Raw genomic sequence first — 13,990 nt, 5'->3', positions numbered from 1 at the left:
AATCTTACCGCTATTGTATGATTATATACCACTGCATACCTGCATAATCATCGTACTAGCTGTCAATTACTGGTGTTTTGTTCACTTTATACGATATTTTTTTGCTATGCTATAAACGAATATTTATTGGCATAGGACAGACAAAAAGGACTTTTTATGGCTAATCCCTCGAAAAAAGCAATAACCAAAGCAGTGAAAGGTAAGAATATTATCATTACAGGCGCGTCAAGCGGTATTGGCGAGCGTACCGCTTTTTTATTAAGTGAGTGCGGTGCCCACGTTATTTTGCTTGCACGTACTGAAGACAAGCTTAGAACAGTAAAAGAAAATATTGAAATACTTGGTGGTAGAGCCAGTTATTATCCATGTGACCTCACCAACATGGATGAGATCGAAAAAACCAGTGATAAAATTCTGACTGATTTTAAACATGTCGATGTCCTCATAAACAATGCTGGTCGCTCGATTCGTCGTTCGGTGCATGAGTCTGTCAACCGTTTTCATGACTTTGAACGTACGATGGAAATTAACTATTTCGGTGCCGTCAAAATTATTCTTGGGTTTTTGCCCACGATGATTGGTCGCCGTACTGGACAGATTGTCAATATATCGTCAATTGGTGTATTGGCAAATAGTCCTCGATTTTCTGCATATGTGGCATCAAAATCCGCATTGGATGCCTTTAGTCGTTGCCTAGCAGCAGAAGTGAAAGGGGATAACATTAAAGTCACCAATATCTTTATGCCATTGGTACGTACGCCTATGATTGCCCCAACTAAGCTGTATCGTTATATGCCTGCGCTTATGCCAGACGAAGCTGCATTGATGGTAGCAAGAGCTATTGTTGATAAGCCAAACAGTATCGCTAGTAATATGGGTAAATTTGCATCAGCGACCTATTCGTTGGTACCAGCATTCAACGTCGGTATTCAGTCGATTGGTTATCGTATCTTCCCAAGCTCTACTGCAGCACAGACCAAAGACAGCAAGCCAAACCTTGCTCAACGCGCTTTTGCTAAGATTTTGCCTGGTGAATATCACTAGAGTAGAAACTTTTTGAGTTTTTAAGCAAACAAAAAAAGGATACGATGTTATCCTTTTTTATGCTTCTGACTTTTTGAATGATCTAATGATTAGCTTATTTGATTATTCGGTTGCCGTGAGAGAGATATTTCGATTTGTTTTTGATTTTAAGAATATTTATTTGAGAGTGATTGGAGACTATCGATGGCTATCTATAAAAACTTCGAGGGTCAGCAAAGGAGTCCGTAATTTACAGACGGTTTTTAGGTTATGAGCTATAAAATGATGTCTACAGTCAGTCTACTTAACGCCTATTTGACTTGCTGGAACCATGCATCGTTGATCGCCGTTTCGTTCGAGTTAAAATGGACACATATCCTTTCGTTGCATTTTTTGGCATACCAGTATTCGTCGAGCCCTATTTTTATTTCAAATAAATCCTTGGTCACGACATCGCCAACCGTATATATAGATCCTTCTTCAAAAAAAGGATTGCCAATGATGCATATAAGTTTGTCACCAGAAACTATCACAAGTGTATCTCCCCAAAATCAAAACAACATAGAATATATATTATTTATGAACAAATGCCAATTATAAAGACGGTATTTTTTTGTATTTCTGGCTTATATCGTCGATTATCCGATAAACGGTAAAAAAAAGTCCATTTTATGACTGTTTGTTTGTATTAGGATTATTTTTGTAAAGTTGGTATTTGTTACTAAGAGTATTGATTGAGCAAACTAATATCTATCTGTTTGGGTTTGTCATTTATGCTCAGATAATTTAAATAAGTGATAGCAGACTCCTGTACCTAGATACCTATAGCGTTCAGTTATTCATATCAGTCAGAATGTACCCATGACTATTTACTACAAAGTCTCTTATGGCGATAATAATGACTTGAGAGCCCGACCATAAACTCAAAATTATTTGTATATATTTTCTCATCTAGTGTGCTGGTAAGTGTGCGCTGCGTGAGTTATCAGAGGTTTTTAATGATCAAACAACATCGGCAGGCATTAGTCGTTGAAGGTGGCGGAATGCGCGGCGCATTTACCAGTGGCGTTTTAGATGCTTTTTTACAGCAACAGTTCAATCCTTTTGACCTTTGTGTGGGCGTTTCCTCAGGTTCAACCAACGTCGCTAACTATTTGGCTGCACAAGAAGGTCGTACCTTGCACATTTACTTAGATCACTCTCTTCGATCTGAATTTATTCGTTATGGTCGTTTTTTTAGAGGCGGGGACTTATTAGATTTGAAGTGGATGTGGGAGGTTGTCGAACAGGAATATCCACTAAATCAGGAACAGTTATTTGCCAATCATGCTGAATTTTATATGGTATTGACGCATGCTATTTCAGGAGAAGCGACCTATATCAAAGCTTGTAAAGCAAATATTTTGGAGGGGTTAAGAGCATCAAGTTCTATTCCAGTGCTGACCAGGCAAGCCGTTGAGATACTTGGCGAGCCTTATTTTGATGGCGGTGTGGCTGATGCTTTACCCGTACATTGGACAGCCAAGCAGGACCGCGTCGCTAAGATGATGGTTGTACGTACTCGCCCCAAAAACTACTATAAAGCGAGTCTCAAAGGCGATAAGTTACTGGCAAAATACTACGCTAAGCAGCGCCAAGGTTTTGCTCAAAGCTTATTGACACGAACCCAACGCTATAATGATGCCGTGCAATTTTTGCATACATCGCCATCACAGACGCTTTTAGAGATTTGTCCACCTGACTTAAAAAATATGGCGAGCCGGTTGTCTAAAAATAAAGCTAAAATCCGCTATAGCTATGATGTCGGGCTGGATGCTGGGCACCAAGCGATTGAAGAATGGTACAAGCTCTAGTTCAAAGAACGATATAGAAAACATGAAGCCCGTTAAGTTAAGCGCTTGTTCAATATAATTTTTAACCAAAAACTCGCCATAATATCCAAAATACGCCCAGCATTATGATAGCGATAACGAGTAAGCGTTTTAGCCAGTAGGGGAGCAACGGTTTTTTATAACCCAAATCATTCAATTGACTATCTACACCCGCTTGCAGGCTTTTGAATCCTTGCTCTGATTTAGTAGATTTGACCCGATTTTTTACTAGCGGTCCAGAGTCCTCTTCAACGTCTTGTTCTCTATCGAAGCTAATGGCTTGATTAGGGATGCCTTGTTTGTTGGCAATGGTGCTTAGCTTTTGCTGCTGCTCTATTTTTAGCTTGGTCTCATAAGCATCAATCCGTACCTTGGCCTCGTCCATACTGATGTTTTCATCAGCTGCCAATGTTTTGATCGCCATGACCAAGTTGTTTTTTTCGATCATTGTAATGATTGCTTTGGGCAGCTTTGTATTGACGGGCTTTGTGATAGGGTCGGGATTAAACATGGTTGTCCTTAGTGTCAAATAGATGCCACATAGAGTAGGAGAGTATCGTCGGTTTATTATAACCATGTTACACAAACAATATTCAAGCAAAAAAATACCGCCATCATATTATGATTGCGGTATTTTATTATTTATCTTGTGTCAGCATTGGTGCCAATTTTTGATAAATTAGAGATCTTTCCAGCGTTGAATGGCTTCATGGATGACTTTTTTGGCCTCGCTGACATCGCCCCATGATTCGACCACAGTGGTTCCTGGCTTTTTCAGGTCTTTATAGTGGTTGAAATGATACTCTAGCTGATTGATGATTTGCTTTGGTAGGTCATCTAAGCTGTTGTAGGCGTTGCTATTGTTGCGGTCATCGGCAGGAACAACAACGATCTTGTCATCAACTTCGCCATCATCAACAAATTTCATCACACCAATCACTTTGGCTTTTAAGAAAACACCTGTGGTCAATGGCTCTTCCGTTAGAATCAACAAGTCCAGTTCATCGCCATCTTCGTCAAGGGTTTGCGGGATAAAACCATAGTTGCAAGGCTTTGCAAAAATTCGTGGATCAACACGATCAAGCTCAAATACGGCCAATTCGCGGTTCCATTCGATTTTGTGGTTACTACCAGTTGGAATCTCGACAACGGCGTTAATAATGCCGCCGTCTACATCGCCTGCGTCCAAGATTTTATTAAAATCTGCCATAAAATACTCCATTTTCTTTTGTTTTAGAAGTTTGAATAAGGGGTTGAGCTTGGAGTGCCACAACGTCATATTGGGGCATCCGATTTATGCTGCATGCGATTATAGCAAGTTTGAATCAAGTTTTCTCACAATGCGTAAGTCTAAGCGTGCAAGACATTATGCAAAAAAAGATTATGCAAAAATAGACTCAAAGCACTTATTTAGGTGCAATCGCTCGTAATTTAATCAAACCAGCATGGCGTTTTGCAATATTGTCGATGAGTTTTTGAGTAACGACGTCATAGCTCAGTGCCTCACTTGTTTGTTGAGCCGTTCGGTTTTGTGTCTCTTTTTGCATATCTACAAAATCCGATAAGCGTAGCATTTGCATACCTGCATACCCGCATGGGTTGATCGCATTAAATGCTGACAAATCGCAATTTAGGTTAATCGCAATACCGTGATAGCTAAAGCCATGCTTAATCTTGAAACCTAATGAGGCTATTTTGCCCAGCATAATTTTATGATCAAGAGGTGTGTCATCAAACGAGGTGCTGTTGGTTGATGTGTCGGTATCGGTAGGGTCAGCGTAAAGATAAACACCAGGGGCATCACGTCGGGCATGAGCGCTGATGTGGTCATCACTAGATGATGCTGAGCTATGCAAACAGTCGTTGACGACATCTTCGATCGCCTGCTCTGCGTGAGAGACCAGATGACGTACGCTCCATTTTAGACTATCCAAGTCAAACAACCAATAAATCACCAGCTGTCCATGACCGTGCCATGTCACCTGACCACCGCGATCGGTCTTTATAATGGGCGTATCGGTACGCTGTAATATGTGCTCTTCTTTACCTGCTTGTCCGAGTGTATAGACGTCGTTATGATCTACGATCCACAACTCATCAGGGGTACGCTGTTCTTGTTGTTTTTTTAAATCGATACGAGCAAGTGTGCGTGATAGCATCGCATCAAGCGTAGAGACGTAGTCGGCTGCTGATAGAGATTTACTGATCAGTGTGTCATTAAGTTGTTGCGTGTCGTTTGGCATGGGAGTGTCTTATTATTGTCTGGTGTAAAGGCGCATAACGGTTTGGCGTAAAGGTATGGTGTATAAATAGGCAGTGTAGCAGTTTTGGCAACTGTCGCTCAAAATTATATGCTATCACGCTGCCTGTAAAGGTGGCCGACGCTCATAAAAAAGAAGTGCGAGAAGGCGCTAAAAATATTTGTATATCATTGCGTTAAAGGTCGAAAAACAGTATTGATACAAACCCTGTAGTCAATCAAAGATGCTGTTCATTGCGCAGTCGATGCGCTACATTAAAGTAGCACAAATGGAACTTGATAGAATCTACAGTCAAAGCAGTATAGTAAACAGCAGGACATTCAAAAGTAAGATAGTCAAAAGTACATAGGACCATATAGAGCTGATCATAAAATAGACCTGAATACAAAATAAAAAGGTCTGCCTAGTAAGACCGTACCTATAACCCAATATAGCGCCGTGACTGCATTATAATATATGAACATAAATGATATGAGCATAAACGACTACGACAAGGAAGAAAAATGACAGATAACAATCAACACACCCCTGAGCAGACATCAGCTGATGTCCGAACTGTGCTACAGCGTATGCCCGAAGCACTGAGCACTGCTACTACTATCGATGAGATGAAAGCACAGTTTTCACGCTTGCAGATGTTGAGTCGTACGCAGCCAATCAATGACTGGAGAGAGCGTGAGACTCATCTGGATAATTTAGAAGTGATGCTGAGTGATAATCAAGAGAGCTTTGCAAAGGCGATCAGTGCTGACTTTGGTTATCGCAGCCAATCAGAGACCCAGTTTGCTGAGCTGTTCCCTAGCTTTACGGGTATTAGTCATGCCAAAAAACACGGCAAAAAATGGATGAAGACGCATCGCGCGCCTATCTCAGCCCTATATATGCCAGCACACAATGAGATTCAGCCGCAGCCGTTGGGTGTGATTGGTATTATGGTGCCTTGGAACTATCCACTATACCTAGCCATTGGCCCAATGATCGATGCGCTCACTGCGGGCAACAGAATCATGGTCAAGATGAGCGAAGCGGCGCCGCAGTTTGCTCAGGCGTTCGCGGATGCTATTGCTCGTTATTTTTCACCAGATATGATCTGTGTGGTACTGGGTGAGGTTGATATTGCTGCAGCCTTCAGCGAGTTGCCATTTGATCATCTGCTCTATACAGGATCGACTGCTGTAGGCAAAAAGGTAATGGCTGCTGCTGCACCTAATTTAACGCCAGTGACGCTTGAGCTCGGTGGCAAATCACCAGTGATTGTATTGGATGATGCCAACTTAGAGTCTGTGGTCAATCGTGTGATGATGGGCAAAACATTAAATGCCGGTCAGACCTGTATTGCCCCAGATTACGTGTTGATTCCGCGTCAACATCATGACCAGTTCATCCATTTGGCAAAAGAGTGGATGGCAAAACACTATCCTAATATCGAAGAAAATCCGGACTATTCGCGTATCATCAATGGTGAGCAGTTCAAACGGGTCAAGGGCTATCTAGATGCACTAACTGGTGATGAGATACATGCCCTTACCACTGCGGAGCCTAATATAGAAACACGTCTGATGCCGCCAGTCATCGTGAGTGAGCCTGCACCTGATAGCGACATTATGCAGAACGAAATATTCGCTCCAATTTTACCATTGGTGCATTACGAAACCCTTGATGATGCGATTTATTTTGTCAACTCACGTCCACGGCCATTGGCGTTGTATGTCTTTAGTGATAACTACAGTAGTGTGGAGAATGTGCGTAATAATACAGTCTCTGGTGGTCTATGTATTAATGAGGTGATTATTCATGTTGCCCAGCACGACTTACCGTTTGGCGGGGTTGGTGACTCTGGTACAGGCGCATACCACGGCAAAGCAGGTTTTGAGCGTTTGAGCCACATGAAGCCTGTCTTTGTACAAACCAAGCTTAATGGTCTCAATTTCTTGCTGCCACCTTATGGTGGACTGTTTAAAAAGGCGATGGCGCTGTTTCTAAAATGATAGTTTGTGAAATGACAAATTTTGAAATAATCTCTTCTAGAGGGTTGCTTTTAAAATAAATTCTTTTGGAATGCTATTTCAAAGATAGCTCAGTTACAGACTATTTTATAATTCATATTTTACAACTTACAGTACCTATTTAGATAGGTGCTGTTTTTTTTGTTCAAAAGATAAATGGTCGCAATCAGAAAAAGAATGTTTAGTACCAAGATATCTGCCTTTGTGGTATCAAAATCAATCATCACAACCATGATATCTATCGATAAATAAGCATTTGTCATCACTCACATAAATCGATACACTTTGTAGTAAGTCTAAACAACAGTAGATAATATTTGCATGATTCATAAATGTCATTGATCGATATGTCATTATAAGGCTTTGCTGATTTGCTGCTTATGTCATGCTAATACAAAACAAAAAATAGGACAAAGCATGCGTCAATGGATTGCATTAAGCTTACTGTGTATGAGTGCACTGTTGCTACCCGTATCGGCATCTGCAGCTTGTGAGTCACCTATCAAATTTGGAGCGCTCACTTGGGAGAGCGGTCAATTTATCTCTGGTGTACTCAAGTATATCGCAGAAGATGGCTATGATTGTACAGTTGAGGAAGTGCCAGGAGCAGGCCCTGCGCTAGAGACGGCACTGTCGCAAAACGATATCCAAATCATTGGTGAGCAATGGATTGGTCGTTCACCTATTATGGAAGACGCCATTGCAAAAAATAAAGTCGCTGTCATTGGTGATACGCTAAAAGGCGGTGCGACCCAAGGCTGGTACGTCCCAAAATACGTCTTAGAAGAAAACCCAGGACTGCGCAGTTATCAAGATCTGCCTAAATATGCTGACCTATTTATAGATCCCGAAGACCCAAATAAATCGCGCTTTATGAACTGTCCCTCCGGTTGGACATGCGAGATATTCAATACACGGTTGCTAAAAAACACCGGTCTAGACAGTACTTTTAATAATGCTCATCCTGGTACTGGCGCGGCGCTCGATGCCGAAATCGCCTCCGCTTTTGAGCAGCACAAGCCGCTATTATTCTATTATTGGCAGCCCACGGGTCTCATGGCAAAGTATGATTTTGCCGCGTTGGAATTTCCTGCTCATAAAGATGCCTGCTGGCAAGATCTATTGCTTGCTGACGGTACGTCTGACTGTGTAACAGGATTTCCTGTATCGCCTTTGGGCATCGCAGTATCTACCCCATTTATTAAATCTAATCCTGAGCTGGCAGAGGTGTTCGAGCAGGTGCAGTTTACGCCTGATGAGCTCAATGGTGCGATCTTGGAGATGAGCGAAACAAAGCGTAGTGGGGAGGAGCAGGCGCTGGTGTTTTTGCGTGAGAACCCAGACGTTTGGCGTGAGTGGTTGTCTGAAGAGGCCAGTACCAACCTTGCCTCAAACTTAGGTATCGGTTTAGATGGTGCTATTACTGAGGATACTACTACCGCTAGCATCGATGGGTCAGCCCAAGCAACAATATTCCCTTCATGGTCACTTGAGACGCCGCTCAATAACGCCTTGGCAAGTGTGGTTCAAAATTATGGAGACGTATTTCGCACCATTAGTACAGCCGCGCTTACGTATTTACTTTTACCTATTGAGCGATTGCTGACCATCATTCCGCCTTGGCTGATTATCGCTTTGGTGGCTGTGCTGGCATGGTTTGGTGTTCGCAAGATTTGGTTTGCGTTGGCATGCGGCGCGGGGCTGTTTTTGATTGGTGCCTTTGGATTATGGGGCGCATTAATTGATACCTTGGCGTTACTTATCGTATCAGTATTGGTCACTGTAGTGATCGGTATTCCTATCGGTATTGCGATGTCAGGCAGTAAGCTACTGCGCAAAATTGTGACGCCAGTACTCGATGTGATGCAGACCATGCCAAGCTTTGTGTACTTGATTCCGGTGCTGATGCTATTTGGTATTGGTAAGGTGCCTGCATTGTTTGCAACGGTTATCTATGCACTGCCGCCACTGATTCGTCTGACGACACTAGGGATTACGCAAGTTAATCACGAAATGGTCGAAGCAGGACGCTCTTTTGGTAGTACGCATTTGCAGCTACTTATTTGGATCAAACTGCCACAGGCGTTGCCTAGTATCATGGCAGGTATCAACCAAGCGGTGATGATGTCGCTTGCGATGGTGGTACTGGCGTCGATGATTGGTGCACCAGGGCTTGGCGAGGATGTATTGCAATCTATCCAAACCCTCAATATCGGGCAAGGACTGCAAGCAGGGACAGCTATCGTTATCGTTGCCATTATCATTGACCGTATTACTCAAGCGTTTGGTCAAGGCAAGCGTGCACGCCAAAAAACGATTAAGGCAGGTAGGCGTCCCATTGGATAGTTGTTTATCCAACCGTCAGTGACTAAAGCAATAATAAAAAATCAGGCAATAGTGAGAGTGATAATGAATCATATCCAACTAAAAAATATCAGCAAAATTTACAATGCCAATAGCACACAAGCACAATCTGCATTGGCATTACTGGCTGAGGGTATGGACAGTACTGCTGTCAAAGAACAAACTGGCTACTCGGTGGGTCTTTACGATATTAATTTGAATATCAAAGCAGGCGAGCTACATTGCATCATGGGACTATCAGGTTCTGGTAAGTCTACGTTGATACGTCATCTTAATCGCTTGATCGATCCTACTAGTGGTGAGATATGGGTGGATACTGCGCTTAATGCAGATCGTATTACTCAGGCAGTGACAAATACTAAAAGCCGTGCAGGAAGAATAGAAACGCTCGACCCAGCAGCAGAGGAACTATCAGAAACCGCCACCAATATTTTGTCGCTTAATGATAAGCAATTGCAGCACTATCGGCAGCAGACGGTTAGTATGGTATTTCAGCATTTTGGTTTGGTGCCGCACATGACAGTGATGCAAAATGTCGCTTACGGGCTACGTGTCCGCAAAATGAGTGTGAATGAACGCAATGAGAGTGCACGGCACTGGCTAAATGAAGTGGGGCTTACCAATGTAGAGCACAGTTACCCAGACGAGTTGTCAGGCGGTATGCAGCAGCGTGTCGGGCTGGCTCGAGCATTAGCAACCGACAATCCAATTTTATTGATGGATGAGGCATTCTCTGCGCTTGATCCACTTATTCGCGCCCAGCTGCAAGATCAGCTGCTTGCACTACAAGACAGACTCAACAAAACCATTGTTTTTATCACTCATGATATTGATGAAGCCATCAAAGTCGGTCAGCGCATCAGTATTTTAAATGGTGGACGATTGATACAGACTGGCACCTCAAGTGAGTTACAGCATAATCCTGTTGATGACTATGTCGAGCAGTTCATGAGTGCAAAAGCTTGATAGATCTCAATACTTAATAAGACGTGATAAGTACTAAGAAAACTCTGATCTAAAATAAATAAAAAACGCTAAGCTAAGCCTTAGCGTTTTCTGTGTTATATGCCCAATATGCCAGCTCACTAATTTGAAGGTTGTACTAATTTTGCTGCAATCTATAGTGAACTCTGAAATAAACACCAAACTTCGTTATACTTAGTGGCTTTTTGATAACACGCGCTTTATAAAGGTTTGTCGTTTAATATCTAGATACTACTTATAGTTCAAATACAGTCTATATTTTAAGTACAGTTTATATCTCAAATACAATGTTGCAATGTCGCTTGGTCTATTCAGTGACGCTTGTTTCTCATTTTGCACTTTTAAGGCCATAGCATGACTGCTACCTATACCCCGATCATTATCTCACTGCTTGATAATGACTTGTACAAATTTACCATGCTACAAGCCATGCTGCATCAGTTCCCTCAGACACATGGGGTTTATCGTTTTCGCTGCCGCAATAATAAAGACACGGCCTATCCATTGGCTGATATCCAAAGAGACTTAGAGCAGCAACTAGACAGCTTATGTGAGCTGCGTTTTTTACCAGATGAGTTGGATTACCTGCGCAGTTTGCGCTTTATGCGTTCAGACTTCGTCGATTATCTTGAGTTGTTTAAGCTAAAGCGCCGTTTTATTACGGTCAGTACCGATGAAAAAGGGCGCTTATCTATCGATATCGAAGGACCGATGATTCAAGCGATGTTCTTTGAAGTATTTGTGCTCGCTATCGTCAATGAGCTATATTTTAATGCACTATCGAATGATAGCGTGATTGAAGAAGGACAGCGCCGCCTTGATGAAAAGGTCACGCTACTGCACCAATATGCGGTAGAGCAAGCAAACAATGGTGTCGATACACCGCCGTTTATCGTTGCTGATTTTGGCACGCGTCGACGTTTTAGTAAACGCTGGCAAGCGCATGTGGTGGAGACGTTATACAACGCTGAACCAAAGATCGTGAGCGGTACCTCTAATGTATATTTGGCAAAGCAGCTTGGAATGACGCCAATAGGGACGATGGCACATGAGTTCATGCAGGCATTTCAGGCATTGGATGTGCGTCTGCGTGACTCACAAAAGGCCGCACTTGAAGCATGGGTACATGAGTATCGTGGCGACTTAGGCATTGCCTTAACCGACGTGGTCGGAATGGATGCGTTCCTGCGTGATTTTGACTTATATTTTGCCAAGCTCTTTGATGGGCTACGCCACGATAGTGGCGACCCCTATATTTGGGGCGATAAAGCAGTTGCTCATTATGAGAAGCTAAAAATAGACCCAAAGACCAAGATTTTGACCTTTAGTGACGGGCTGGATTTAGAAAAAGCGTGGGAGCTGCATCAATACTTTAAACATCGTATCAGAACCAGCTTTGGCATTGGTACTAACTTGACCAATGATATGGGGATTACACCGATCAATATCGTACTTAAATTAGTGGAGTGCAATGGTCAGCCAGTAGCCAAGCTATCTGATAGTCCAGGCAAGACCATGATCAATAACGACACGTATCTTGCCTATCTTCGTCAAGTATTTGAGGTTGATGAGCCAGAGTAAGCCAGAAAAACACTCTGTTGTCTAACTATCAGCCTGATTATGCTTGGAGTCGCTAGTAGGATTTTCTTCGGCAAAGGCGGCATCCAATGCTTGTTGAACCGCATTGATGCGAGTCTCGCACACACGATAAGCGGCGATAGACTCTTCAACGGTGGTCATCAGGTTATCGATGTCAGGCTCGTCTTGTTGCTGTAGTTCGGCTGCATTGGTTTTCAAAATATCGTAGGCCGCCTTAAAAGTTTTTGGGGCGGCTTTTTTGCGTCTGCGAGTAGGGGTGGTCATAAAATTTCCTAATGTTTAAAGGTAAGTAGACGAGTGTTCTTTAGATATTATTATTTTGTTAAGTCAAAGTGCCTGAGGTTTTTGTTACTTCTTTATCCATAGTGATATCTATAATCTGTGCTGTTGCGCTACCATCTTTTAGAATGATATTGACCGTTTGCTCAGGATGCAGTTGGGTGCTGCTGGTGAGTGTTTGTTTGCCTTTTTTATCCATAAGCATGGTATAGCCTTGCTTGAGCACGCGAGAGGGTCGATGTAATAGTACAATGTCTCGCAGATGTTCACTATCGCGCTTCGCTTGTATAACTTGTTGTTGGGCGTTTTGCATGATGGACTCTTGGTAATTTTTACTACGAGTAGCGGCCCTTGTGAGCTGCTGATGCGCTAAGTTTTGTGTCTGTACGTACCGCTCAGCCGTCAATCTAGCGGCTTGCTTCACTTGGCGCTGGGCACTTTGTTGAATGCTGCGCCACGCATAATCACTGTCTTTTTGTAGAGCAGTGAGCTGTCCGATAGTTTGCGATTGTATTTGGCTCAACTGGCGCGTGGTTTGTTGCTCGGCAGTGTTCAATTGGCGCTGAGCGGCTTGCTTTATTTGCGCTTGATATTGTAGCGTCTGAGAGACGAGCTGCGCTAAATGGTTATGGATAGCAGCAATGACTTTGGAAGGCGTATCGAAGCTTGTGTGCGCAACTTCATCTAAAATCACGCGGTCCCGCTCATGACCGATACCGACCCAGACAGGAATAGGTAGCTCAGCAACCAACGCTGCCAACTCATAATCATTGAGATAAGCCAAATCACCAACTGCACCGCCGCCACGAATAATGACTAACAAGTCTGGTAGGTGCTGGTAAGTATCATAAAACGCCTGTTGGGCGCTAACAATCGCTTGTCGTATCTCGGCGGGCGCGTGATTGCCCTGAAAGGTCGCATGATGATAGTGGAACTGACAGGCGCCTGTAGTCGCCAAGCAATTTGCATCGGCTTGAAAGTCGCCCAATCCAGCAGCCTTTTCGGGTGCGATGACCAGTACATGCTCGATATCAAAAGGAGTCGGAAGCTGTTGGTTAAGATGCAGTAGCCCTTCGCCTGTCAAGCGATCAACCATCTCTGCATATTGCCGTGCTAAGTCACCTAGCGTATAGCTAGGATCAATATCTTCAATGGTGATAGAAAAGCCATATAGGGCATGGAAACCTGCCGATACTTTGAGTAGGACAGTCAAGTCACGCTCAAGGGGCATGCCTGTTGCGCGCTCAAACTTAGCCAACACACGAGACGCTTTAAAACGCCAAAGATTACCGCGGCAACTGGCAACTACTTTGCCATCATCGTCTTTTTCTGCCAACTCAAAGTAATAGTGACCGCCCTTACTTGATAAATTGCGGATTTCCGCCTTGACCCAGACACGGTGATCAAAGGTTTGCTTGATGACCATTTCAACCGCCGATAAATAGTCGCTCAGGCGTAGGACGGTATCTTCTAAATGGTCTTCTTGCTCAGCGAGTTCTGCTTCCAATGTTGCCAAATCTTTAGCAGGCGCTAATACTTTGGCTGGTTTGATATTTGAAAGATTGGGTTTGCGCATGATATGAGACCGAAGATGATTGAAATA

11 protein-coding genes are annotated in these 13,990 nt (G+C 43.1%); 6 read left to right on the top strand and 5 right to left on the bottom strand.

Features of this window, described 5'->3' with window-relative positions:
* Positions 1 to 156: 156 nt before the first annotated feature.
* The gene (locus tag AC5JPO_RS03450) at positions 157 to 1,044 is read left to right on the top strand and encodes an SDR family NAD(P)-dependent oxidoreductase (RefSeq protein WP_493843369.1); all 888 of its coding nucleotides are present in this window, start codon (positions 157 to 159) and stop codon (positions 1,042 to 1,044) included.
* A gap of 977 nt (positions 1,045 to 2,021) precedes the next feature.
* Positions 2,022 to 2,876, top strand: a complete 855-nt coding sequence (locus AC5JPO_RS03445) for a patatin-like phospholipase family protein (protein WP_493853274.1) — start codon at positions 2,022 to 2,024, stop codon at positions 2,874 to 2,876.
* Between the two features lie 61 nt (positions 2,877 to 2,937).
* On the opposite strand, the gene AC5JPO_RS03440 is transcribed toward AC5JPO_RS03445, so the two are convergent.
* From AC5JPO_RS03440 to lipB, 3 genes are all read right to left on the bottom strand, one after another.
* Positions 2,938 to 3,405 (bottom strand): hypothetical protein, encoded by a 468-nt coding sequence (locus AC5JPO_RS03440; protein ID WP_493853273.1) that lies wholly within the window; start codon positions 3,403 to 3,405, stop codon positions 2,938 to 2,940.
* Between the two features lie 168 nt (positions 3,406 to 3,573).
* Complete coding sequence (locus tag AC5JPO_RS03435) at positions 3,574 to 4,104, bottom strand: inorganic diphosphatase (RefSeq protein WP_443524214.1); 531 nt, start codon at positions 4,102 to 4,104, stop codon at positions 3,574 to 3,576.
* A gap of 196 nt (positions 4,105 to 4,300) precedes the next feature.
* Positions 4,301 to 5,137 (bottom strand): lipoyl(octanoyl) transferase LipB, encoded by an 837-nt coding sequence (lipB, locus tag AC5JPO_RS03430; RefSeq protein ID WP_493853272.1) that lies wholly within the window; start codon positions 5,135 to 5,137, stop codon positions 4,301 to 4,303.
* 521 nt (positions 5,138 to 5,658) lie between these two features.
* On the opposite strand from lipB, the gene AC5JPO_RS03425 reads away from it, so the two are divergent.
* The 4 genes from AC5JPO_RS03425 to pncB all read left to right on the top strand — a co-directional run bounded on the left by AC5JPO_RS03425 (position 5,659) and on the right by pncB (position 12,090).
* Entirely contained in the window at positions 5,659 to 7,143 is a 1,485-nt protein-coding gene (locus AC5JPO_RS03425; RefSeq protein WP_493853271.1) for a coniferyl aldehyde dehydrogenase, read from the top strand.
* A 435-nt stretch (positions 7,144 to 7,578) separates the two neighbouring features.
* A complete protein-coding gene (locus tag AC5JPO_RS03420; protein ID WP_493853270.1) occupies positions 7,579 to 9,507 on the top strand; it encodes a glycine betaine ABC transporter substrate-binding protein in 1,929 nt (642 codons plus the stop codon).
* A 63-nt stretch (positions 9,508 to 9,570) separates the two neighbouring features.
* A complete protein-coding gene (locus AC5JPO_RS03415; RefSeq protein WP_493853269.1) occupies positions 9,571 to 10,491 on the top strand; it encodes an ATP-binding cassette domain-containing protein in 921 nt (306 codons plus the stop codon).
* A 372-nt stretch (positions 10,492 to 10,863) separates the two neighbouring features.
* Entirely contained in the window at positions 10,864 to 12,090 is a 1,227-nt protein-coding gene (gene pncB, locus AC5JPO_RS03410; protein WP_493853268.1) for a nicotinate phosphoribosyltransferase, read from the top strand.
* Between the two features lie 21 nt (positions 12,091 to 12,111).
* Here pncB and xseB read toward each other — a convergent pair whose 3' ends face one another.
* Positions 12,112 to 12,372, bottom strand: a complete 261-nt coding sequence (xseB, locus tag AC5JPO_RS03405; RefSeq protein ID WP_493843362.1) for an exodeoxyribonuclease VII small subunit — start codon at positions 12,370 to 12,372, stop codon at positions 12,112 to 12,114.
* Positions 12,373 to 12,430: 58 nt separating this feature from the next.
* A complete protein-coding gene (gene xseA / locus AC5JPO_RS03400; RefSeq protein WP_493853267.1) occupies positions 12,431 to 13,963 on the bottom strand; it encodes an exodeoxyribonuclease VII large subunit in 1,533 nt (510 codons plus the stop codon).
* Positions 13,964 to 13,990 lie beyond the last annotated feature (27 nt).

It is taken from the genome of Psychrobacter sp. H25, assembly GCF_059076335.1.
Note: the sequence above shows the minus strand (reverse complement) of the source record. Positions and strands in the feature narration are given on the sequence as shown.

What these genes read in the sequence shown, in the direction of transcription:
- AC5JPO_RS03425 (WP_493853271.1), top strand. Translation starts at nt 5,659, where the DNA reads ATGACAGATAACAATCAACACACCCCTGAGCAGACATCAGCTGATGTC.
- AC5JPO_RS03445 (WP_493853274.1), top strand. Translation starts at nt 2,022, where the DNA reads ATGATCAAACAACATCGGCAGGCATTAGTCGTTGAAGGTGGCGGAATG.
- pncB (WP_493853268.1), top strand. Translation starts at nt 10,864, where the DNA reads ATGACTGCTACCTATACCCCGATCATTATCTCACTGCTTGATAATGAC.
- xseA (WP_493853267.1), bottom strand. Translation starts at nt 13,963, where the DNA reads ATGCGCAAACCCAATCTTTCAAATATCAAACCAGCCAAAGTATTAGCG.
- lipB (WP_493853272.1), bottom strand. Translation starts at nt 5,137, where the DNA reads ATGCCAAACGACACGCAACAACTTAATGACACACTGATCAGTAAATCT.
- AC5JPO_RS03420 (WP_493853270.1), top strand. Translation starts at nt 7,579, where the DNA reads ATGCGTCAATGGATTGCATTAAGCTTACTGTGTATGAGTGCACTGTTG.
- xseB (WP_493843362.1), bottom strand. Translation starts at nt 12,372, where the DNA reads ATGACCACCCCTACTCGCAGACGCAAAAAAGCCGCCCCAAAAACTTTT.
- AC5JPO_RS03435 (WP_443524214.1), bottom strand. Translation starts at nt 4,104, where the DNA reads ATGGCAGATTTTAATAAAATCTTGGACGCAGGCGATGTAGACGGCGGC.
- AC5JPO_RS03450 (WP_493843369.1), top strand. Translation starts at nt 157, where the DNA reads ATGGCTAATCCCTCGAAAAAAGCAATAACCAAAGCAGTGAAAGGTAAG.
- AC5JPO_RS03415 (WP_493853269.1), top strand. Translation starts at nt 9,571, where the DNA reads ATGAATCATATCCAACTAAAAAATATCAGCAAAATTTACAATGCCAAT.
- AC5JPO_RS03440 (WP_493853273.1), bottom strand. Translation starts at nt 3,405, where the DNA reads ATGTTTAATCCCGACCCTATCACAAAGCCCGTCAATACAAAGCTGCCC.